Source organism: Streptomyces sp. Je 1-369 (genome assembly GCF_026810505.1).
Taxonomy (GTDB): Bacteria; Actinomycetota; Actinomycetes; order Streptomycetales; family Streptomycetaceae; genus Streptomyces.
Genome location: NZ_CP101750.1, coordinates 6,639,794 through 6,661,890, shown reverse-complemented (window position 1 = coordinate 6,661,890; position 22,097 = coordinate 6,639,794). Strand labels below are relative to the sequence as shown.

The 22,097-nt window shown below is 69.2% G+C and carries 15 protein-coding genes; 8 read left to right on the top strand and 7 right to left on the bottom strand.

Features of this window, described 5'->3' with window-relative positions; translation table 11 throughout:
* Positions 1–2 precede the first annotated feature (2 nt).
* The gene (locus NOO62_RS30080; protein ID WP_268773928.1) at positions 3–1,532 is read right to left on the bottom strand and encodes a serine/threonine-protein kinase; all 1,530 of its coding nucleotides are present in this window, start codon (positions 1,530–1,532) and stop codon (positions 3–5) included.
* Positions 1,533–1,677: 145 nt separating this feature from the next.
* Between NOO62_RS30080 and NOO62_RS30075 the strand changes: the two genes are divergently transcribed.
* Genes NOO62_RS30075 through NOO62_RS30060 form a run of 4 tightly spaced genes read left to right on the top strand, consistent with a single transcriptional unit; the run spans position 1,678 to position 11,038 of the window.
* On the top strand, positions 1,678–3,306 hold the full coding sequence (locus NOO62_RS30075; protein ID WP_268773927.1) for a PD-(D/E)XK nuclease family protein: 1,629 nt from the start codon (positions 1,678–1,680) through the stop codon (positions 3,304–3,306).
* Positions 3,303–4,460, top strand: a complete 1,158-nt coding sequence (locus NOO62_RS30070; protein WP_268773926.1) for a hypothetical protein — start codon at positions 3,303–3,305, stop codon at positions 4,458–4,460. The genes NOO62_RS30075 and NOO62_RS30070 overlap by 4 nt, the downstream gene beginning before the upstream one ends.
* The gene (locus tag NOO62_RS30065) at positions 4,453–8,058 is read left to right on the top strand and encodes a hypothetical protein (protein WP_268773925.1); all 3,606 of its coding nucleotides are present in this window, start codon (positions 4,453–4,455) and stop codon (positions 8,056–8,058) included. The genes NOO62_RS30070 and NOO62_RS30065 overlap by 8 nt, the downstream gene beginning before the upstream one ends.
* 40 nt (positions 8,059–8,098) lie before the next feature.
* The gene (locus NOO62_RS30060) at positions 8,099–11,038 is read left to right on the top strand and encodes a pPIWI_RE module domain-containing protein (protein WP_268773924.1); all 2,940 of its coding nucleotides are present in this window, start codon (positions 8,099–8,101) and stop codon (positions 11,036–11,038) included.
* 571 nt (positions 11,039–11,609) lie between these two features.
* Here the strand turns inward: NOO62_RS30060 and NOO62_RS30055 are convergent.
* The 3 genes from NOO62_RS30055 to NOO62_RS30045 all read right to left on the bottom strand — a co-directional run bounded on the left by NOO62_RS30055 (position 11,610) and on the right by NOO62_RS30045 (position 17,579).
* Positions 11,610–12,983 carry a class I SAM-dependent RNA methyltransferase gene (locus NOO62_RS30055; RefSeq protein WP_268773923.1) on the bottom strand — a complete coding sequence of 458 codons (1,374 nt, stop codon included), beginning with the start codon at positions 12,981–12,983 and terminating at the stop codon, positions 11,610–11,612.
* Positions 12,984–13,097: 114 nt separating this feature from the next.
* Positions 13,098–15,182 carry an APC family permease gene (locus tag NOO62_RS30050; protein WP_268773922.1) on the bottom strand — a complete coding sequence of 695 codons (2,085 nt, stop codon included), beginning with the start codon at positions 15,180–15,182 and terminating at the stop codon, positions 13,098–13,100.
* A 60-nt stretch (positions 15,183–15,242) separates the two neighbouring features.
* A complete protein-coding gene (locus NOO62_RS30045; RefSeq protein ID WP_268773921.1) occupies positions 15,243–17,579 on the bottom strand; it encodes an MMPL family transporter in 2,337 nt (778 codons plus the stop codon).
* Between the two features lie 218 nt (positions 17,580–17,797).
* Here NOO62_RS30045 and NOO62_RS30040 point away from each other — a divergent pair, with 218 nt between their 5' ends.
* From NOO62_RS30040 to NOO62_RS30025, 4 genes are all read left to right on the top strand, one after another.
* Complete coding sequence (locus tag NOO62_RS30040; protein WP_268773920.1) at positions 17,798–18,148, top strand: ArsR/SmtB family transcription factor; 351 nt, start codon at positions 17,798–17,800, stop codon at positions 18,146–18,148.
* Positions 18,148–18,387 carry a hypothetical protein gene (locus tag NOO62_RS30035; protein WP_150186657.1) on the top strand — a complete coding sequence of 80 codons (240 nt, stop codon included), beginning with the start codon at positions 18,148–18,150 and terminating at the stop codon, positions 18,385–18,387. The genes NOO62_RS30040 and NOO62_RS30035 overlap by 1 nt, the downstream gene beginning before the upstream one ends.
* Positions 18,388–18,607: 220 nt before the next feature.
* Positions 18,608–19,276 carry a potassium channel family protein gene (locus NOO62_RS30030; protein ID WP_150173158.1) on the top strand — a complete coding sequence of 223 codons (669 nt, stop codon included), beginning with the start codon at positions 18,608–18,610 and terminating at the stop codon, positions 19,274–19,276.
* Positions 19,276–19,944 (top strand): potassium channel family protein, encoded by a 669-nt coding sequence (locus NOO62_RS30025; RefSeq protein ID WP_268773919.1) that lies wholly within the window; start codon positions 19,276–19,278, stop codon positions 19,942–19,944. Before NOO62_RS30030 ends, NOO62_RS30025 begins: the two co-directional genes overlap by 1 nt.
* Positions 19,945–20,081: 137 nt before the next feature.
* Here the strand turns inward: NOO62_RS30025 and NOO62_RS30020 are convergent, their stop codons facing one another.
* The 3 genes from NOO62_RS30020 to NOO62_RS30010 form a co-directional block, all read right to left on the bottom strand.
* Positions 20,082–20,831 (bottom strand): DUF3159 domain-containing protein, encoded by a 750-nt coding sequence (locus tag NOO62_RS30020; RefSeq protein WP_268773918.1) that lies wholly within the window; start codon positions 20,829–20,831, stop codon positions 20,082–20,084.
* A gap of 3 nt (positions 20,832–20,834) precedes the next feature.
* Entirely contained in the window at positions 20,835–21,233 is a 399-nt protein-coding gene (locus NOO62_RS30015; protein WP_150186654.1) for an OB-fold nucleic acid binding domain-containing protein, read from the bottom strand.
* Between the two features lie 146 nt (positions 21,234–21,379).
* On the bottom strand, positions 21,380–22,063 hold the full coding sequence (locus NOO62_RS30010; protein WP_268773917.1) for a response regulator: 684 nt from the start codon (positions 22,061–22,063) through the stop codon (positions 21,380–21,382).
* Positions 22,064–22,097: the final 34 nt, after the last annotated feature.

The following is a 22,097-nucleotide window of genomic DNA, read 5'->3' as shown; positions in this document are numbered from 1 at the left end:
CGTCAGTCGGGCAAGCACGACTCAGGCAGGTGCGAGAGGAGTTCCGTGACGGCGCCGATCTGGCCGGCGTCGATCTGGTCGGACCTGAGCCAATCGACCAGTCCGAGGCCCGCTTCGCGGCAGCGGGCAAGGAGCGAGGCCGCCTGATCGGACAGTTCGAGCACCTCTCGTACCGTCCGGGTCCAGTCCTCCACCGCTCGCAAAGCGTCCCCATCCGGGATGCGGCATTCCACCACCCCGATCTCCGCTTCCAGCATGAGGGCCCGAAGTTCGGGGACCGCATGCCGGGCGGGGGCGCCCGCAACCTGCCCGTACAAGAACTCGGCACGCTGGACACGTCCGCCGAGGAGAGCGGCATCGGCGCAGGTCAGATGGGCTTTTGCGACCGAGAGATCCGCGATCCCCCAGTCCTCCACAGCCTGGGCCAGGGCACGCTCCAGGCGTGCGCACACCGGTCCCGCGTCGGTGGCTTCCAATTCGTCCTTGGCCCTTTCCTGGAGCGCGGCGAATTCCCCGCGCCCCAGCCAACTGCCGCGCCGACGGTTCAGGCGGGGAACCACAGAGGGCTGTCGTGGCGCGGCGACCGGGTGCAGCCCTCCGGCCGTGCGGTAGTGCAGCGTCGGGTCCGGTTCGAGCGCCGGGTCGGGAGCAGGGTCACCGGGGGACGGCAGGAGGCCGTGGAGCGCTTCCCACACCTCTTCGATGCGGACAGGGCGGTCGCCGGGGATCTTGCTCAGCAGGTCCGCGACGAGGTCGTCGAGTTCCTGCGGCAGACCGGAGTTGATGGAGCGCATGCGGGGTGGCAGGTCTTCGAGGTGCTGGATGTTCTTGTTGCGGTCCGGCTTGTCCTCGAAGGGGCACTGCGCCGTGACCAGTTCGAACAGCACGCAACCGAAGGCGTAGCGGTCCACCGCGGCGGTCACCTCCCGCAGGCCGCGCAACTGCTCGGGCGCGATGTATCCGGCGCTGCCCGGTGTCTCGCCGAGTGCGGTGTAACGCGTCGCGTCGGGGTCCGTGAGGTAGGCGATGCCGAAGTCGAGAAGGCTCACCCTTCCGTCGGCGCGGCTCAGGACGATGTTCCCCGGCTTGAGGTCCCGGTGGACCACTCCGTGGGAGTGGGCATGGGCGAGGGCTTCGGCGATCTGGACGGCGATGGCGCAGGCAGCCGCCAGCGGGAGCGGCCGGTGCTGGTCGAGGAACTCGCGCAGGGTGGGCCCGTCGACGTACTCCATGACGAGGTACGGCTCTTCGCTCCAGTAGCCCCGGTGCAGAAGCCGGGGGATCGCGGGGTGATCGAGCTCGGCGAGGATCGTGCCTTCGCGTTCGAAGCGCTTGAGCATCTCGGCGTTGCGCCGTGCCCGCTCGCCGGGGCTGAGGCGCCCGTGCGTATAGGCGTCCAGCCGGAGGACCTTGACCGCGACCGTCCTTCCGGTCGTGGTGTCCGTGGCCTTCCAAATGCTGCCCATGCCACCCTGGTCGAGGGACTCCTCGACCAGGAAGCGCCCGTCGTCGAGGACGTCCCCGGCTTTCACACCTCACCCCGTTCTGCCTGCGCGCTGCGCGCCGCCTGACACACCATAGCGTTTCATGAACAGAATGCATCAACTGGATTGACTATGTACACAGACGCATGCTTCTCTTGTCGAGTACGTTCCCGCGCCCCATGAGAGGTTCGCCGTGACGCTTCAACCGCTCCCGCCCGGAACCGACGGTGACACCCGCCTCGTCCGCACCTCTCTGCCGCTCGTACGCAACGACCCCCGGGACTGCCCGCGCGGTTCCGCAGTACGGGCCAGGCCGTTGATCCAGCAGTCACCGAAGCGGTCGCGCCGCAAGCCAGTCGAAGACTTCGCCCTCGGCCCGGTGATGGCCGCGCTGGACTCCGTGGAATTCGACGGCACGGCTCCGGAGGCCGTACTGGACGACCTCTCTCGAATCCGCAAGTACACCGCTGGACATGTCAGTTGGGCTCGCACGGCGGTGTACGCGTTCCTCGCAGCACGTCGGCAGTCGGAGGCCGAGCGCAGCGTGGCCGGGCGCCCGGCCACGCTGCCGGTTCGGGAAGAGTGGACCTCCTGCGAGGAGTTGCGGGCACCCGACGCACGCGGCGTCCTGCGCTACGAACGCACCGCGTGGGGGCGGCGGTATGCCTCGAAGAACGGTGGTGAGCGGGAGCTGTGGTTGCCGTCCTTCAACTCCCTCAAGCACGACCGGCCCGCCGAGGAAATCGCCGAAGCCGCCTCCGTCCTCGCGATCGGTACCCCCTCTCACGCGGAGTTCGGCGACATACACCGCCCGGTCCCCGGAAGTGCGGCCCTCCCCCACCGGGTCCGCGTCATGGGGGTGGGCTGCGGCGACGGCGAGTACGGGGTACTGGCCGACTGGGACACCACCCGGGTAAAACAAGAGTTCGTCGCACATGCCCGGCCGGCCCTCGCCCGCGCCGTCACCGGCACCGCGACCAACCCCGGGTCCGAATGCGTGCGGTGCGAGGCCCTTTCGGGCTGTACGGGGCTGCCGAAGACCCCCGGCCTGCTCGGCGTTCCCGGACCGCGCCGCCCCCGCAAGCGCCGCTCCGTGTCCGCTTCTGACCTTCGCGCGTACGACTGCTGCCCCTCCTTCTTCCACCTGACGCGGGTACTCCACCTGAAGTCGCCCGCACCGGAGAGCGAGCCGATCCGCCGGGGGCGCGCCGTCGACGCCTGGCTCAACCAGCAACATCTCAAGGGCCCTTGTGCCGATGCGGCGCTGCCGCAGGAACTCCCGGAGCTGGGCCCGGACGAGCAGACCACGGCGCTCGCCATGATCGCCGAGCATGTACGGGCCTGTCCGCTCGACGAGCTCGGCCCTGACGAAGAAGTGCAGGTGCAGAAGCGCCTGACGGCCTACGACCCCGAACTGGACACGGTGATCGTGGCGGACCCCGACCTGCTGTACACGCGGCACGGCGGCTGGATCTGGCACGAGACCAAGACGGCCAGCAGCCCGTTGTGGGAGGGACGTCCACTGCTGGAGTCCTACCCGCAACTCGCCCTGGCGGTCCTCCTGATGTCCCACGGAGTACTCGGCGGCGACCCGCGCCGTTCACTCATCGAGCTCGAAGTGCTGTACGCGGACGGATCACGCTGCCTGGAAGTCGACCCGGGCGACCCCGACACCGTCGCCGAAGCCCGGCAGGTGATCTCCCGTCTCGCCGCCCCCTGGGCCGTCGACGAGACCTACGAGCCCCGGCCCGGTGACCAGTGCGAAGCGTGCGAGATGCTGCGTTACTGTGCAGCCGGGCAGGGCCGGGTGAAGGCCGGATGAGCGAGACCACGCCGGACGGCCTTCCTCCGTACGCCGCAGACTGGGCCGCCCACGACGGCGTCGCCCTGATGCGCACGCTCGCCTCCGCACTCACCGCCCTCGACGCGGTCGACGGTCTGCACTCCTTCGTGCTGCCCTATCCCCCCGAGGCCCAGCGCGCCCTGGACGGGACGGTTCTCGCCTGCCTCGAGCGGGGTGCACGCCCACCGATGAGCCTGCCCGACCTGATGTCCTGGTGCCGGGAGCGACCAGTGGCGGACTGGCCGATGGCACTTCCCGACGAGGCGGTCGGACCCGACGACCTGCTCCTCGATCCGGTGTCGTCCCGCCCGACCGAGCTCTGCCACGAATGGGCGGACAAGTACCCCGACAGCGCGCTGGACCAGCGCGACCGAGAGATCATCCTGGCGGCGCTCAGGCTGTGTCGCGAGTACGGCGAGGAGGACGCTTACACAGAGTTCCGCCGGTTGCTCGTGAACCGTCCGGTACTGACCTCGGCCGACGCCTTCTCCGTCTCCGTGGACCATGTCCTCGCCCCGGTGAAGGAACTCGTCAAGCGGATCTACCAGCCCGTGCCCGACAGCTACCTGCGTGGCGACACCTACGCCACGTGCGGCAGCTGCCTCACCCTGCTCACGCCGCTGAGGGAGAGCGGGTGGTGGTGCGAGCGGGACCGTTGCCGCCGACAGGGCGCGCCGCCCCTGGGGCGGCTCATCGCCCGCCAGGAGGCAGGTGAACTGCTCCAGTTGGAGCGTCCGTTGCGTCAGTTCGTCACCGGTCCCGGCAGGGCGGAAGCCGAGCTGGAGAAGGCCTTGGTGCGGCTCGGCCTGCGGGTGCGCATGTGGCCGGCCTTCGACGCTTACGACCTGCACATCACCTTTCCCGACGGCTGGGTGTGGGCGGTCGACGTGAAGGACTGGGCCCACCCGGCGTTCCTCGGGCGCTCCGCCCGCCCGGTGCCCCAGGAGCCCCGGTACGACGCGGCGTTCTGGGTGGTGCCGCAAAGCCGGGTCGCCGACCGCCCCGACTACCTCGCCACGTATGCCCGCAACCGCCCTCCGCACGCGCGGTCCCTGCCCCTGCTGACCGACACCACACTGATCAGGCGCGCCCGCGCCCGGCTGACCGGAGCCGAGGGAGGCCAGGGTGCGTGACCGCGACGGCTGGTACAAGAAGGTGACCGAACAGCTCACCCAAGTGTGGGGTGACGTCCCCGCGGAACTGTCCGGGACGAGACCCGCACTGGTCTGTCAGGTCGAACTGGCACTCCGGCTGCTCGAACACATCGCGCCCGGCGAATGCCCCCGAGGCGCCTACGTCCTCTTCGGCGGCTACCCCTTCGCCCGATCCCGAGGTCTGGCGGTGACCGAGGAGCACGAAATCATGCTCACGGCGGGACGCCACCTCCTGTGGACGCTGCGCCGACGCCGCACCTGGCACCAGGCCCTCGACACCTACCGTGCACTGCCGCCGCGGGTGCGTGTGTACGACGTGCCGCTGGAGGGCGGCGTGCCCGCCGTGCGCACGGAACCGGAGGACTCCGAGCGGTTCACCGTGTACGACATGGCGCTGGCGGCCCTCCCCCCGCTCGCGCGCAAGGAACTGTCGCTCGCCCCGCCCGGCCGTGCCACCTTCCTCGCCTGGCGGCGTCCCACGTCGGTAACCCTTCCCGCAGGGCTGGCTGCCGATCCCGTTCCCGGACACCGGCCCGACCTCGGGCGTCCCGGCGACGGCGCACCGCTCCTGGTGAAGCGAGCGGAACTTTTGGACACCGCACGATGGATGGACGAGACCGAGCGGGCGATGGCTGTCGCGAGCCCGGGGTACTGGGAGGACCGGCTGACGGAGTTGCGGCTTGCACCGCGCAGCAGCGACGGACTGTCCTTCGTCGATTCCGACACCCTGCGCATCGAAGGACTGTTGCATCTGGCGGGCATGGTCGGCGCGGGCAAGTCGACGCTGATGACCCTAGTGGCCGTCTGGGGCGCACGCCAGGGGCTGCGTACCACTCTGGTCGTGGGGGACGTCGCGGAACAACTGCGGCTGACCGGGCTCCTGCGGGACTTGGGGCTCGTTGCCGCCCCCGTACTGGGTCTGACGACCCGGCAGACCCACGTACAACGCCTCCACCGCAGGCTCGCCGCGCGCGGCTTGGACAACATCCTCGACCACGACGCCCCCGGCTTCGACGACTTGAGCACCGTGTGTGTGATCAACGCGCTGCGCGGTACCGAGGCCGCCGAGCCACTGCGCTACGCGGATGCCCCCTGCGCGTCCCTGTATCCGGAGAAAAAGCGTCAGGACCCGCAGCCCGCTACGGACCCGGCGCTGCCGGAGCCTTATCAACCTGGCAAGACCGCACCTCGGCGTGCCGAAACGCAGTCGGCCGAGCTGAAAGGCGCTCCGCACGGCTGCCCCCTGTGGCACGCCTGCCCACGCCACCACACGGCCCGCGAGCTGGTGGACGCCCTGATCTGGGTGGCGAACCCCGCGAGCCTCGTGCAGTCCGCCGTCCCCCGGCACCTGGGTGCCGAACGGCTCCGTCACCTGGAACTCGCTCTGCTGCGCAGCGACATCGTCTTCGTCGACGAAGCGGACTCCGTCCAGATGAAACTGGACGAGATCTTCGCCCCTTCCGCCACCCTCGTCTCCCCCGGCATCGACTCCTGGCTCGACCAGGTGCAGACGCACCGGATCGAGGAGCTGTCCAAGCAGGGCAGGCTGCCGCTCACCGATCAGGAGATCGAGCGGTGGTCCGCCTCACTCACCGTGGCCCACTCGGCCACGGACCGCCTGTACAAGCTGCTGATCTCGGACGCCGATCTCCGCGAGTGGGCGGACATCGAGTACTTCAGCCCCTGGACTCTCCAGGAGAAGCTCCTCGGCGAGTGGTTCGCCCCGGCCACATCGACGGGCGCACCCGACGGCGTCCCGGACGAGGCGGAACTGTACGAGGCGTACGAGGACGACGCACCGGAACCCGAGTCGGCCGGTCCTGTCACCGACGCGCTACGCAAGGAACTGACGGACATCTTCGACGCGTTCCGGGACGACCCGCTCGGCGGCGACGGCCCCTATGCCAACGAGACCGACGACCTGGTCCGGCTCGCACACGATGTGCTGACGACCCTCTCCACCCCGGCGTCCCGTGGGCGGGCCGTGGCGGTGCTGGTCCCGATGCTCGCCCGTACCCCGGCGGCGGCACGCGTCGAGGACGACCAGTGGCTCGACCTGACCGCGCGGAGACTGGAGTTCATGCTGCTGCTGAGCGCGCTCAACCAGCGGCTCGACCGGCTGGTCTTCCTGTGGCCGCAGGTCGAGGCGGCTCTGCATCTCGATTCGACCGGCAACGAACTCTCCCGCCGGCCTCCCCTCGACTACGCCCCGCTGGTCCCGGAAGCTCCCATGGGCAACGTGCTGGGCTTCCAGTATCTCCCCGACGAACGCGAGCGGGACGACGACGGTCGGCACAGCGGCACGCTGCGCTTCTTCCGTTGTGCGGGTGTCGGCCGCGCTCTCCTGCTCTCGCTGTCCGAGGTGGGCTCCGATCCCGGGGCCGGCCGGAAAGGCCCTCACGTGGTGCTGATGTCTGGCACGAGCTGGGCGGGCACCTCCACCCGTGCCCATGTGCTCGCCCCGGTGGGCGCCGTTCTAAAACCGTCGGAGCGATCACTGCGGGCCGTTGGGGAGTCGGTCTTCACCACGCACTTCCTGTACGACGACAACGGCCGCCCGATGGGCCTCTCCGCGGTGGACCCCAAGACACGCCCAGCAGCGGCGCGCGAGCTGGCGCAGAAGCTCGGCTCTCCGGGACGTGGCGGCGGCCCCAGCCCTCTTGAACAGGAGCTCGCGAAAGTCACCGACGACCGCCGCCGACGGGCGATCCTGCTCGTGGGCAGCTACAAGGAGGCAAACACCGTCGCCATGGCGCTGCACGACCTGGACCGATGGCGCGACAGGGTGCGCGTTCTCGCAGCCGACGACGCGGATCTGGAACAGGCCGTGGGCCCGTCGGGGTCGACGCTCCGGGCGTCGGGCCAGGGAGCGGTGACCGTTCTGAGGCGTGGAGATCTGGCGTCCTTCGCCGAGGACTGCAGCGCGGAGATCCTGGTGGCCCCCCTGATGGCGGTCGAGCGCGGGCACAACATCCTCAACGCCCAGCGCAACGCCGCCTTCGGGACCGCACTGTTCCTGGCGCGCCCGCACCCCCGCCCCGACGACCTGTCGCTGGCCGTCTTCGCCATCAACGACTGGGCCTCGCGCTTCGTACGGAACGAACCCGGCCTGGAACAGGGAACTTTCGGCAAGCTCGCCGCCGACGCGGAGGACCTCGACGCCGCCGGCCTCGCCTTCCGCCATGTGGCCCGGGCGGAGTGGCGCAGGCTGCTGGCACGCCGGTACATCTACTCGCGGCTGTCCGACCGGGAGAAACAGTCCTTCACATGGGACCAGCTGGTCACCATCTGGCAGGTCATCGGCCGACTCGTCCGAGGTGGCGTCCCTGCCAGGGTGGTGTTCGTCGACGCGCGATTCGCCCCGCGAACGGCCCGGGCCCTCTCGCCGGGGTCCTTGTCGACGCAAGTCCCTTCCCAGGACGGACTGTTGACAGGACTGCGCGATGTTCTCGCCCCCTACTTCGGCCCGTCGGCCGATCCCTCCGCCTTTCCCGACTTCGGCGACCCTGCCGTGGCCCAACTCCTGTACGCGCCGCTGTACAAGGCATTGCGCGACCTCACCCATCACGTCTCCTGAACAGCCCCGCCGTACCCCCTGCCCCGGAAGGCGAACCACCATGGCCCTGCGCTACAACTCCGTCCGAACCGCTTGCTGGCTTCCGGCCTCTCCCGATGCCTCCCACGTCGCCCGCTACCGCGCGCTTCCGTTCCCCGAGCAGTGGCGAGATGCCTTGCTCGACCTGTGCAGCGCGGGCCGTGAGAAGCGATGGGAGACAGTGCCGACCTGGCGCATGGACCAAGTGCTCCAGACCTTCGCTCCCGACCTGCTGGTACGCCCGCGCCCCTCGCAGTACCGGGGCGAGGAACCGGACTACTGGCTGTACGCACCCCACTCGTCCCCGGCCCCGCTCCCCGATCCGGCCTTCCAGAGCCTGTTGGGGGCCTGGCTCCGCGACCTCCGCCCGGAACCCGAGCACCGTTCCCGCGTCGCCGAGGTGCGGGCCCTGTTCCAGGAGGAACCGCCCCAGTGGCAACAGGACGTCGAGGTGGAACTGCTCAAGTGCGTGACGACCACAGGCGGAACCGCTGCTCCGGACCCCGGCCAGTTCCAGTTGACCACCGACTGGCTGGCCCAGAGGATCCTCTCTCTGGAGCCGTACGACTTCGGAGCGGGACGGCTGCGTTTCCGGGCGATGCCGCGCGGGCCGCAGGACCAAGGTGCCGAGCTGGTGTCGCAGGCACTGCCGCACGAAGGCACTCGCGGCACGGAGTGGTACTCGGTGGTCCTGAACATCACCCTCCACACGGTGCCCTTCGAACCGCTGCCGCGGTTCCACTTCCACACCCACATCCGGCGGTACGCCACCCACGTCGGTGCGAAGTCCGGCCGCCTCCACCTTCCCTTCGGGCGCAGGACAACGGTCATGCTGCGACCGCGCGTGCCCTGGCTGCCCGGTGCGCCGCTCAGCGACCGGTTCGCCGTGGCCCGGCTCGCATGGCTCCAGGGAGTCTACGACTGGGTGGGCGGCGGCCCGGCCGGCATGCTGCGCAACATCTCCCTCACCGACCCGTTCCCCGACGCGCAGGCCCTGCTTGCCGCACCTGCCGGATGGATCCAGGACGACATGCGCGCGGCTGTCGTGTACAGCACGGCCATGGGGTCGCACGAGGTGGGCGCCGGTCTGATGTCCCACCAGCGCTCCGCCATCACCGAGTGGGCCGAGAAGGCACTGCCCGAGGGGCTTCGCCCCACCGCACCTCTCGTCCGTACCCGCCTCTCCGGCAGCGCACCCGCCAACCCCCGGCAGGACCCTTCCGAGGCGGCAAAGAAGGCGGAGGCAAATCTTCGTCGCGCTGAAGCCCGGCGGAAGGGAGCCGCGTTCGCGTTGGGCGACCTCAGCCCCGGGGTGGACGCCGGTGTGACTCCCGTACTGGAAGCGCGACTGCTGTGGCAGACGCCGACGATGCGCGACATCACCGTCGCGGCGCTCATTGCGCACTTGGACCTGAAGGGCGACGGCGGCGCCCCCGACGCTTCGTCCACATACGACACCAGCCCGGTGGTCCTCGAATGGCAGATGCCTGAGCTCGTCGTGCGTCTGCGGTGCCTGAAGCTGTCACGTTCCCTCGGCGGCGACCTGCCCCTTCCCGACGGGATCCGGCATTCCCGTGAAGCCGTCACGACTGCGCTCGCCGTGCGTCGTACGCAGACCGCCGAGTTCGTCGCATCGGACCAAGCCTCGCCCGTACCCACTCTCGCGCTGGTGGAAATCGACCGCGCGAAGGACTTCTCCTCCCCTGCTCATGATCCGAAGTTCGCGCTGCGCCTGGGGTGCGCCGACGCCAAAGTACTGACGCAGTTCATGGCCGTACCGAAGAAGACCAAGGGTTACAACAGCGAGAAGAACGCAGAATTTCGTGCTGCCAAAGCATGGGACGACGGTCTGCGACAGTTGGGCGTGCGCGTACATCCCGAGCACAGCCTCGGCGAACAACTTCCGCAAGGGCTGCGGTACTTGGCCACCTGGATGGTGCGCAAGAACGGGCGCAGTCGCACCCGCTGGGCCAGCCATGTTCCCGTCGCGGTCCTCGTCACACCTCAGCCGTCGGGGGAAGGCACCGCCCGGGTGCAGGGCTGGGACGAGCAGGCCCGGGCCTGGGTGCCGTACCCGGTCATGCTGCTGCAACTCACCCGCCGTGCCGAAGTTCCCCGACACGCGGTGCCTGCCCCGCGTAACACCGGTGAACCGACGAGTCTCCCGTCCTGGTGGACGGACCGGGCGCAACAGCGTCGGAGTGCCGAGGAATGGTTGGAGAAGGTGTTGCGCTCCGTTCGAGACACCCCCACCGTGTTGCTCGTGCACGGCCAAAACATGCGCTCGCACTGGACCTGGCTGCAGGACGGCAATGTGGTGGCGGACAAATTCCGCGGCGGCCACGCCCCCGCCCGCCGCCTGGATCCGGATCTGCGGATCGTACGGGTGCGCAGCGCACGCGGCCGCGAAACTGCGCAGTGGTGGGGCCTGAATCCGGACCCGACCAGCGCCAACGGTCTTCCGGCCCACCTGTGGACCGATCCATCTGCTGCCCCGGGCGAGGCACGTGTCTTCTGGTCGACCACACCCAAGGCTCAAACCTTCAAGCTGTCTGTAGCCGCGGACAAGCTGGCCCCACGGGTCAATACCAAAGGAAAACTGACCATCGACACGGGCGAAGCCGCCTGGAACCCCGGCCTGGTCGAAGTCGCCGTGATCGGCTGCCACCCGCAGGACGGGGACGTGCCCGAGGCCCTGGCACTGGCCGTTCATCAGTTGCGGCAGGCTCCCGATCTGCCAGACGCGTTGAGCCTTCCGCTGCCGCTGCACCTCGCGGGCCTGTCTCAGGAGTACGTCCTCCCCACCCGCGCCGAAGAGGACTCGACTCCGGAAACCGACCAGGTGGCAGACGCAAACCCGGATGTGGCGGCTGCACCGGGCCTGGCCCGCATGCCGGAACCGGCCGAGCACGACGAACAGTTGTCGCTCTTCGAGCCATCCGCGGGAGCCCCCGCACCCTAAACGGACAAACTCCTTCTGGCCTTCTGGCCTTCTGGATTGCTGGCAATTGCGCATGGAGGGGTGGTACAGAACAGAGGCCCATCCGACGACCCACCCGTAGCAGCATCAAATGGCAATTGAGTCCGCGCCGTGCCATTCCGGAGGGATAGCAACGCATCATTCACCCGCGTATGACCTGCTGACGGGCCCCGCAGACGGACCCCGATACCTCTCGTCGAGGTCCTCCAGTCGGGCCGACAGTGCACGCGAGCTCCGCCCAAGGCTCGCGCCCCGCAAAGCAAGAACGCGCCATCACATCGGACCGATGATCCGTTTCGCAGGGAACGGCACCCCTTCGCCCAAGCGCATCCGGCAGCGCCGGAGCAACGCTCAGTCCGAACCGTACAACTTGCACTTCCGGTCAGCTGACACTTGATCAGAGCGAGCGTCGGATGAGCGTCACATGTGATGCATATGCATAAAACCGCAGGCCAGAGGCCCTTGGCAGCGGATTCGAGGCCGGGCAACGTGCTCCACCTGATGCGGCATCCAAAACACGTCGAGATTCTCATCCAGACCATAAACCTGCAGGTCAGGCACCCTTCGCGACCGGCTCCAGAATCGCCACACACTCCACATGATGCGTCATAGGAAACAAATCAAACGCCCGAAGCGTCCGCACCCGATACCCACCCTCCCGGAAATACCCCAGGTCCCGCGCCAGCGCAGCCGGATCGCACGCCACGTACGCGATCCGTCGTGCCCCCAGCCCCGCCAAGTGCTTCACCGTCTGCTTGCCCGCGCCCGCGCGGGGCGGGTCCAGGACGATGAGGTCGGCTTCCGTGATGCCCGTGCGCGGGAGGACCGAGTCGACCTTGCCCTGTTCGATGCGGACGCGGTCGAAGGACGCGAGGTTGTGGCGGGCGTCTTCCACCGCCCGCTTGCCGGACTCGATGCCGAGCACCGCGCCCTTCTCGCCGACGCGGTCCGCGAGGGCGCCGGCGAAGAGGCCCACGCCGCAGTAGAGGTCCAGGGCCGTGTCGCCCTTGCGGGGCGTGAGGCCCTGCATGACGGCCAGCATCAGGGTTTCCGCCGCCTTCGGGTGGACCTGCCAGAAGCCGCCGCTGCCCACCCGGTACGTGCGGCCGTCGGCGCGTTCGCGGACGAAGGGGCGGCCGTGGACGCGGTGCGTTCCGCCGTCCTTCTCGCCGATTCGCATCACCGAGACCGGCTTGTCCAGTTCGACGATGGGCAGGCGTGCGCCCGGCTTCGGGGCCAGGATCACCTGACGGTCCTGGGAGCCCGACGCCGCGATCGCTTCGATCGACGCCATGCCCGACCAGTCGCGCTCCTCGATGCCGAGTTCGGAGACGCCCTCAGCCGCGATCATGCAGTGCTCGATCGGCTCGACCTCGTGCGAGCGGTGGCGGCGCAGGCCCGCGTTGCCGTCCGCGTCCACCGCGTACTGCACGCGCGTGCGCCAGGACGGGACCTCGCCGGGCGGGAGCTTGTCGCCCTCCGCGGGCATGACCGTGCCGTCCCAGCCCGCCTCCTCGGGGGTGAGTCCGGCGAGGCGCTGGAGCTGTTCGGCGATGACCTCGCCCTTGAGGCGGCGCTGTGCGCCCGGCTTCGCGTGCTGCCAGTCGCAGCCGCCGCAGCGGCCGGGGCCCGCGTAGGGGCAGGGGGCCTCCACGCGGTCCTTGGACGGGTCCAGGATCGACACCGCGTCCGCGCGGAGGAAGCGTGCGCCCTCCTCGCCCTCCGTCACGCGCGCGACGACCTTCTCGCCGGGCAGCGCGTGCCGCACGAAGAGGACCTGGCCCTCGGCCGTGCGGGCGATGCAGTGGCCGCCGTGCGCGACGGGGCCGATCTCTACCTCGTACTCCTTGCCGATCAAAGAAACGGCCGACTCGGCGGCGTCCGCCCGCGCGTTCCCCGCCTGCGTTTTGTTCGGTTCTGCCTGCATGGCGGGGTGACTCCACTACGTAAAGGAAAAAGGGCGACGGCCGGACTACAGCCCACCAGTCTACGTGGGTGTCGTCCGGCCGCTCGCCATGAGCCCGAAGGCCCTCCCAGGGCCCTACGCCTTCTTGCTCGGTTCCTTCTTGCTCGGTTCCTTCTTGTTCTGCTCCTTCGCGCGCCTCGGCTTCTCCACCGGGCCCCGCCGCACCGCACCCGGCGCGTTCCACTCCGAGCGCCTGCGGGCCCGCTTCTTCGCGGCCTCGGAGGAGTCCAGCTGGTAGGGGACGGACGTGACCATGACTCCCGGGGTGAAGAGGAGGCGGCCCTTGAGGCGCAGGGCGCTCTGGTTGTGGAGCAGGTGCTCGTACCAGTGGCCCACCACGTACTCCGGGATGATCACGCTGACGACGTCGCGCGGGCTCTCCCTGCGGAGGTTCTTGACGTACTCGATGATCGGGCGGGTGATCTCGCGGTACGGCGAGTCGAGGACCTTCAGGGGGACCGTGATGCCGCGGCGCTCCCACTCCTCCTTGAGGGCCTTCGTCTCCGCCGGGTCGACGTTGATGCTGAGGGCCTCCAACGTGTTGGAGCGCATCAGCTTCGCGTACGCCAGCGCGCGCAGCGTCGGGCGGTGGATCTTGGAGACCAGGACGATCGAGTGGACCCGCGAGGGGCGCACGCTGTCGTCGTTCGGGGTCTCGGGGGCGGCGATCTCCTCGGCCACGCGGTCGTAGTGACGGCGGATCGCCGTCATCGTCACGTAGAAGATGCACATGCCGAGCAGCGCGACCCACGCGCCGTGCGTGAACTTGGTGACGAGGACGACCACCAGGACGAGGCCCGTGAAGAACGCGCCGAACGTGTTGATCGCGCGCGAGCGGATCATGTGGCGGCGCTTCGTCTGGTCCTTCTCCTTCGCCAGGTGGCGGTTCCAGTGCCGGACCATGCCGATCTGGCTGAGCGTGAAGGAGACGAAGACGCCGACGATGTAGAGCTGGATCAGGCGGGTCGAGTCCGCGCCGTAGATCACTACCAGCAGTGCGGCCGCGCCCGCGAGCAGCACGATGCCGTTGGAGAACGCGAGGCGGTCGCCGCGGGTGTGCAGCTGGCGCGGCAGGTAGCGGTCCTGGGCGAGGATCGAGCCGAGCAGCGGGAAGCCGTTGTACGCGGTGTTGGCCGCGAGGAACAGGACCAGCGCGGTGGCGGCCGCCAGGACCAGGAAGAGGAAGCTGCCGTGGCCGAAGACCGCCTCCGCGACCTGGGAGATCACGGGGTTCTGGACGTAGTCGCTGCCGACGGGGACGCCGTTGTGGATGAGGTCGTGCGCGGGCTTCTCGGCCATGTGCACGTTGGTCGCCATGGCGAGGCCGATGATGCCGCAGAACATGGTGACGGCCAGGCCGCCCATGAGCGCGAGCGTCGTCGCGGCGTTCTTCGACTTCGGCTTGCGGAAGGCCGGGACGCCGTTGCTGATCGCCTCGACGCCGGTGAGCGCCGCGCAGCCCGAGGAGAAGGCCCGCAGGAGCAGGAAGATGAGGGCGAAGCCCGCCAGGCCCTGGTGCTCGGGCTTGATCTCGTAGTCGGCGGTGGGCGAGTTCATCGTGTCGCCGAGGACGATGCTCCGGAAGGCACCCCACGCGATCATGATGAAGACGCCGGCCACGAAGACGTACGTCGGGATGGCGAAGAGCTTCCCCGACTCCTTCACGCCCCGCAGGTTCATCAGGGTGAGGAGGAAGATCACGGCCACCGCGCAGAGCACCTTGTGCTCGACCACGAACGGCACCGCGGACCCGAGGTTCTCGATGCCCGAGGAAATCGACACGGCCACGGTCAGGACGTAGTCGACGAGCAGGGCGCTCGCGACGGTGAGGCCGGCTCTCGGGCCGAGGTTGGTGTTGGCGACCTCGTAGTCGCCACCACCACTCGGGTACTCGCGCACGTTCTGGCGGTAGGACGCCACCACGGTGAACATCAGCACGACGACCGCTACGGCGATCCAGGGGCTGAAGTGGTAGGCCGACACACCCGCGATGGAGAGGACCAGGAGGACCTCTCCCGGCGCGTACGCCACAGACGAGAGCGGGTCGGACGCGAAGACGGGGAGTGCGATGCGCTTCGGCAGGAGCGTTTCTCCGAGCCGGTCACTGCGCAGTGCGCGCCCGATGAGGATCCGTTTGGGCACGTCGGTCAGTTTGGACACGGAGAGGATCGTAAGCGTTCGAATGGGGGCGCGCCCACCCACCACCCCCAACTGCTCCTCTCATCTGCCTTGTGCGATCCTGCGCCCCTCCGGATGGGTGGAGTGCGCCTCGGAGTGCACTCCGGGGCGCTCGGATGTGCGCTCCTGGTCCGCCTGTCCGCGGCGCGCCTCCGCCGCCCTCGCCTCGGCCCGGCGTATCGCCGTCGACGGCCACCACGCCGCGCGTCCGAGCAGGAGCAGCGCGGCCGGCAGGATCATGACGCGGATCACGAACGCGTCGAGCAGGACGGCCACCGCGAGGACGAGGCCCATCTGCTTCATCTCCAGGATGTGCAGCATCACGAAGCTCGCGAAGACCGTGACCATGACGATTGCCGCGCTGGTGACGACCTTGGCGGACGACGTGATGCCGTCGATGACCGCCTTCCGCGTGGGCACGCCGTTCAGGGCCGCTTCGCGGATCCGGCTGACGACGAAGACCTGGTAGTCCATCGAGAGCCCGAAGAGGATCACGAAGAGGAAGAGCGGTACGCGTGAGGAGATGCCGCCGAGCGAGACGAAGGAGAGCAGTTCCTCCGCCCAGTCGCCCTGGAAGACGAGGACGAGCACGCCGAGCGCGGAGCCCACGGAGAGCAGGTTGAGGACGACGCCGAGCAGTCCGAGGACGACCGAGCGGAACGCGAAGACCGTCATCACGAAGGTCATGAGGAGGAGGAAGCCCAGGACGAGCGGCAGCTTGTCGTTCTGGTGTCCTACGTAGTCGACGCCGCGCGGTACCTCGCCGGTGACGGCCGTCTCCACGCCGGGGAGCCTGCCGACGGTCGCGGGCAGGTAGGTGTGGCGGAGGTGGTCGAGCGAGTCTTCGGCCTTCTTCGAGTACGTGGGGTGCGGAACGTTGAGTTCCAGGGTTGTGGTCCTGCGGTCCTCGGAGGAGCGGAGGAGGGGACCACCGGAGGAGTTCCCGTCAGCCGCGCTGCTCACGTCGGCGGGGCGCGCGAAGAGCGGGTCCGTCTGCGCCCTGCGCTCCAGCGCCCCCAGCGCCTCCCGCACGTCACCGGCCTGCGAGGCCTCCGCCCGCACCACCACCACGTGCCGCACCCGCTGCTCCGGGAATGCCTGGAGGAGTCTGTCGTACCCCCGCATCGCCGGGATGTCGCGCGAGAAGCTGTCCCGCGCCGGGTTCTTCAGGTTCATGTCCAGCGCGGGGAGCGCCAGCCCGAGCATCACGAGGACCGAGAGGCCGAGCGTGAGCGCGGGGTGCTTGCGGGCGGGGGCGAGCAGGAGGTTCCAGGCGCGGCCGGGCTTCTTCTCGCCGTACGTCCGGACCGTCTTGCCCCGTGCGACGCGCTTCGCCGCGCGCCGTTCCGTCCGGCGGCCGAGCTTGACCAGGAGCGCGGGCAGCACCGTCACCGAGCTGACCATCGCCACGGCGACGACCAGGATGGTGCCGGTCGCGAGCGAGTCGAAGATGACGTCACGGGCCAGGAAGAGCGCGGTGGTGGAGACGATCACCGCCAGTCCCGATACGACGATCGCGCGGCCGGCCGTCGCCGCGGCGGCCTCGACCAGCGCCTCCGAGGTGGGGCGGCCGCCCGCGCGGGCCCGCTCCTCGCGTTCGCGCTTGAGGTAGAAGAGCGTGTAGTCGACGCCGACGGCCATGCCGATCAGCAGGATCATGCTCATTCCGACGCCCGTGTCGGGCAGCAGGTGCGACGCCACCATCGCCAGGCCCATCGTCGCCACGATCGAGGTGACGGCGAGCAGCAGCGGCACGCCGACCATGACGACCGAGCCGAAGACCACGGCCAGTGTGATCAGCGTGATGGGCAGCGTGATCGCCTCGGAGAACTGCAGGTCCTTGTTGCGCTGGTCGTCGACGCCCTTGCTCACGGAGGCGTCGCCGGTCTCCTCGATCGCGAGCCCCGGGTGCGCCTTCGCCGCCTCGGCCGTCTGCTCCTGGAGCGGTGGGACCCGCTCCTGGTCGTCCTGTTCGGTCCCGGTGAGCTCGACCGGGATCCGCAGCACGCGTCCGTCGGCGGAGGGCACGGGGGCCTTCACCGAGGCGACCTCGGGCAGGGACTTCATCCGCGCGGTGATGTCCTTGACCGCGGCGTCGGCGGCCGTCTTGTCCAGCGGGCCCGGCTTGCTCATCGAGCCCGACGCGTCGCGGATCAGTACGTGTTCGGTCGACCGCGGCTGCACGCCGCCCTCGGTCGCCAGGGCCTCGGCCCGCCCCGCCTCGCCGACGCGGAAGTCCTCCGCCGTCGCGCTGTTCATGCCCGCGGCGATTCCGCCCCCCAGGCAGAGCACCACGAACACCAGCCAGCCGATGACCGCCCGCCCTGGATGCAGCGCGCTCCACCGGGCCACGCGCACCGTGACCGATCGCTTTCTCATGACTTCCCCCGCCTCTGTTGTTGGCCTCTACCGTTGCTTCATGTGTAAGTGGAGACTGACAGGTGAAGGAGTGAGCCGTCAACTGTCATACGAGGGAGGTGCGAGGGACGCCTGGAGGGGCTTCGGGGCGGGCCCGCGGGAATTGACAGTGGTTCCCGTCATGCGTAAGCCTTGGCTGACGGGTTTGACGGGTTTCGGGACCAGCGCGAAGGCGGATCATGGACAGCGCAGAGCTGCTCGCCTTCCTCTCCGCCGTCGGCCACGCCCAGCGGATCCGGATCATCACCGAGCTCGCCCCGGGGCAGCTGTACGTCAGCGAACTGGCGCGGCGACTCGGCGTCTCCCGCCCCCTGCTCTACATGCACCTCGAACGTCTGGAGAAGGCCGGTCTCGTCGTCGGCCGCCTGGAACTCTCCGATGACGGCAAGGCGCTCAAGTACTTCGAACTGGCGCCGTTCGACGTGCGGTTGAACGTGGATACGATCCTCGCGGCCGTCCGGCAGGATGCGTCGGACGAGGCCGGCCGGCAATCCGGCGAGGCCGGTCAGCAATCTCCAGAGGGGTCTTAATGGACGACGTGATCATTCCGGTCGCCTTCTTCCTGATACTCGCCGGCGCGATCGTCGCCGTCGCGTACTTCCAGACGCAGCGCAACCGCGAACGCGACCGGCAGTACGCCGAGGCGATGCACGAGTATCGCGAGGCCGTCGAGCGCGCCAGATCCGAGCAGGAGTCGACCCGCCTCCAGCTCGTCGAACTCGGCCACCGTCTGCAGAACGTCGAGAGCCTGCTGCGCAGCGTCGACTGACCTCTCACCTCCGACGGGCCCCTTCGCGTCTCCGGCGGGCCCCTTCGCGTCTCCCTGACTGAGTACGCGGGTGAGTGCCCGGGACCCGTTGCGGCTTAAGCTCGTCTCTTGGCAACGCCGCACGCTGTTGCCCCGTGGTTGCCGGCACAGTGACAGAAATGAGTGAGCACGATGTTTTCGCAGGTCAGCGGGATGACCAGGAGTGCGGGGTAAAGGACAGGTGCACATCGTCATCATGGGCTGCGGGAGAGTCGGCTCCGCTCTCGCCCAGAACCTGGAACAACAGGGGCACACGGTCGCCGTCGTCGACCAGGACCCCACGGCCTTCCGCCGCCTCGGCGCCGGGTTCGGCGGCCGCCGCGTGACCGGCGTCGGCTTCGACCAGGACACCCTGCGCGAGGCCGGCATCGAGGAGGCGGGCGCCTTCGCCGCCGTCTCCAGCGGCGACAACTCGAACATCATCGCCGCCCGCGTGGCCCGCGAGATGTTCGGCATCGAGAACGTCGCGGCCCGCATCTACGACCCGCGCCGCGCCGAGGTCTACCAGCGCCTCGGCATCCCCACGGTCGCCACGGTCCGCTGGACCGCCGACCAGATGCTGCGCAGGCTGCTGCCGTCCGGCGCCGAGCCGCTGTGGCGCGACCCCACCGGCGGGGTGCAGCTCGCGGAGGTGCACGCGTCGCCCGCGTGGATCGGACACAAGATCAGCCAGCTCCAGGAGGAGACCGGCGTACGCGTCGCCTTCCTCACCCGGCTGGGCGAGGCGGTCCTGCCGACCTCGCAGACGGTCCTGCAAGAAGGCGATCTGGTGCACGTCATGATGCGCACCGACCAGGTCGACAAGGTCGAAGCCGCGTTCGCCGAAGGCCCCGAGGAGGGCGGTCACTGATGAGGGTCGCCATTGCCGGAGCCGGTGCGGTGGGACGTTCCATCGCCGGGGAGCTCCTGGAGAACGGCCATGAGGTCCTTCTCATCGACAAGGCGCCGACCGCCATCTCGGTCGAGCGCGTCCCGCAGGCCGAGTGGCTGCTCGCCGACGCCTGCGAGATCACCTCCCTCGACGAGGCCGCGTTGCAGCGCTGCAACGTCGTGATCGCCGCGACCGGCGACGACAAGGTCAACCTCGTCGTCTCGCTGCTCGCCAAGACGGAGTACGGCGTCCCGCGGGTCGTCGCCCGCGTGAACAACCCCAAGAACGAGTGGCTCTTCAACGAGTCCTGGGGCGTCGACGTCGCGGTCTCCACGCCGCGTCTGATGTCCGCGCTCGTCGAGGAGGCGGTGAGCGTCGGCGATCTCGTACGGCTGCTGCGCTTCAGCCACGGCGACGCGAACCTCGTCGAGCTGACGCTGCCGCCCGAGTCGGCCCTCGCGGGCACGCAGGTCGGCGACGTGCAGTGGCCCGAGGACACCTCGCTGGTCACGATCATCCGCGGTACGCGCGTCCTCGCGCCGACCGCGGACGACTCCCTCGAAGCGGGTGACGAGCTGCTGTTCGTCGCGGCGCAGGCGCGGGAGGAGCAGTTGGAGGACCTGCTTTCGGTGCGGCGCGAGAGCTAGCCCCGGGGCTCTGTACGTGGATGGGGGGCGCCCGGCGATTGCCGGGCGCCCCCCATCTCGTATGTCCGCTGCGGGTACGTCGTGGCTGGGCGCGCAGTTCCCCGCGCCCCTGAACGCCGCCCCTTCGGGGCGTGTTCTCACGCCTCGCGGCGTTCCCGTTCGCGCTCCTTCTCCGCCTTCTCCGCCGCTTCCATCTCGGCGAAGACGTCGATCGGCGGTGGGGCCTTCGCCAGGAAGACCCAGGTCAGGTAGACGGCGAGGAGGAACGGGGGGATCTTCAGGGCGATGAGGACCCAGCCGAACTGCGTCGTGTCCGCCCACCAGTACAGCGGGAAGAGGATCGCGCACTTGGCGAGCAGGATCAGGCCCCAGGCCCAACTGGCCTTCGCGTACGCCTTCTTGCGTCCCGGGTTGCGGGTGCGCCAGGAGAGGTTCTCCTTGAAGACCGGGCCGAGGATCAGGCCGATCAGCGGCACGCCCGCGAGGGTCGTGATCATGTACGCCAGGGCGAGGCCGAGGGTGTAGAGCATGCCCGGCAGGTAGAAGTCCTTGGCGTTGCCGGTCATCATCGCGAAGACCACGCCGAAGGCGACCCCGAAGACACCGCTGAAGGCGTGTTTGACGGTGTCCCGCATGACCAGGCGGACCACCACGAGCACCACGGACACCGCGAGGGCCGCGATGGCCGACATGTGCAGGTCCTTGTTGATCGTGAAGATCGTCACGAAGAGCAGACCGGGGAGAACCGTCTCCACCATGCCCCGCACGCCGCCGAAGGCTTCGAAGAGCGCTGCCTCGGTCACGGCCCGGGAATCTGCGTCCTGGCCCGCGTTTCCGTGGTCCGTCGGCGCGTTCCCGTGGTCCGTCGGCTTGTCGAGGGACGTCACCGGCTACTCCCGTCCGAGGGGTCTGAGTTCGTACTTCGGGTTGAAGAGCACCCGGCGGCCCCGGCTCTCCGAGATCCGGCCGGACGCGATCAGCTTGCGCCCCGGTTCGATTCCCACGATGGAGCGCCTGCCGAGCCACACCACGTCCAGCGCCGCCGAGCCGTCGAACAGCTCGGCCTCCAGGGCGGGAACCCCGGCGCGTGGGCGCAGAGTGACCGTGCGCAAGGTACCAGTAACGGTGACTATCTGGCGGTCACGGCAGTCGCCGATACGGACGCAGCCCGCTGTCTCGGCGTCCTCCCGCAGCTCCTCCGACTCCAGATCCTCCTGGGAGGAGGAGAGCCGGTCGAGCATGCGCCGGAAACGGCCCGCCGGCTTGTCGGAACCAGAAACAGCACTCATACACGAAGCGTACCGGGGGGCGCCGACACAGCGGAAAGGGGTGCGCTCATCTGTGCTTATGTCCGCTCAGTATCCGCTGCCCATGTCCGCTCACTACCCGCCGGGAACCCCGTTGAAGCGAGCAATCCGGTCACCTCTCGGAAGGATCACTTCTCGAACCGGTATCCCATTCCGGGCTCCGTGATGAAGTGCCGCGGGTGCGCGGGGTCCGCCTCCAGCTTGCGGCGCAGCTGCGCCATGTACACGCGCAGGTAGTTCGTCTCCGTCCCGTAGGAGGGCCCCCAGACCTCCTGGAGCAGCTGCTTCTGGCTGACCAGGCGGCCGGTGTTGCGTACCAGCACCTCCAGGAGGTGCCACTCCGTGGGAGTGAGGCGTACGTCGCGGCCGCCGCGGTTGACCTTCTTGGCGGCCAGGTCGACGGAGAAGTCACCGGTGTCGACCATCGCGTCGTCGTCGCCCGTCCCGGTGGGCTCCGCCCTGCGTACGGCGGCGCGCAGCCGGGCGAGGAGTTCGTCCATGCCGAAGGGCTTGGTCACGTAGTCGTCGGCGCCCGCGTCGAGCGCCTCGACCTTCTCGTCCGAGCTGTGCCGGGCGGAGAGGACCAGGATGGGGACGCGCGTCCAGCCGCGCAGGCCCTTGATGACCTCCACGCCGTCCATGTCGGGCAGACCGAGGTCGAGCACGATCACGTCGGGGTGGCGGGCCGCGGCGACCTGCAGCGCGGTGGCGCCGTCGGGGGCCGAGTCCACGTCGTACTTGCGCGCCTTCAGGTTGATCACGAGGGCGCGTACGATCTGCGGCTCGTCGTCGACCACGAGCACCCGGGTCATGCGTACCTGCCTATCTTTGTTTCCGTGGTTTCCG

What these genes read in the sequence shown, in the direction of transcription:
- NOO62_RS30070 (WP_268773926.1), top strand. Translation starts at nt 3,303, where the DNA reads ATGAGCGAGACCACGCCGGACGGCCTTCCTCCGTACGCCGCAGACTGG.
- NOO62_RS30060 (WP_268773924.1), top strand. Translation starts at nt 8,099, where the DNA reads ATGGCCCTGCGCTACAACTCCGTCCGAACCGCTTGCTGGCTTCCGGCC.
- NOO62_RS30055 (WP_268773923.1), bottom strand. Translation starts at nt 12,983, where the DNA reads ATGCAGGCAGAACCGAACAAAACGCAGGCGGGGAACGCGCGGGCGGAC.
- NOO62_RS30045 (WP_268773921.1), bottom strand. Translation starts at nt 17,579, where the DNA reads ATGAGAAAGCGATCGGTCACGGTGCGCGTGGCCCGGTGGAGCGCGCTG.
- NOO62_RS30040 (WP_268773920.1), top strand. Translation starts at nt 17,798, where the DNA reads ATGGACAGCGCAGAGCTGCTCGCCTTCCTCTCCGCCGTCGGCCACGCC.
- NOO62_RS30035 (WP_150186657.1), top strand. Translation starts at nt 18,148, where the DNA reads ATGGACGACGTGATCATTCCGGTCGCCTTCTTCCTGATACTCGCCGGC.
- NOO62_RS30025 (WP_268773919.1), top strand. Translation starts at nt 19,276, where the DNA reads ATGAGGGTCGCCATTGCCGGAGCCGGTGCGGTGGGACGTTCCATCGCC.
- NOO62_RS30015 (WP_150186654.1), bottom strand. Translation starts at nt 21,233, where the DNA reads ATGAGTGCTGTTTCTGGTTCCGACAAGCCGGCGGGCCGTTTCCGGCGC.
- NOO62_RS30010 (WP_268773917.1), bottom strand. Translation starts at nt 22,063, where the DNA reads ATGACCCGGGTGCTCGTGGTCGACGACGAGCCGCAGATCGTACGCGCC.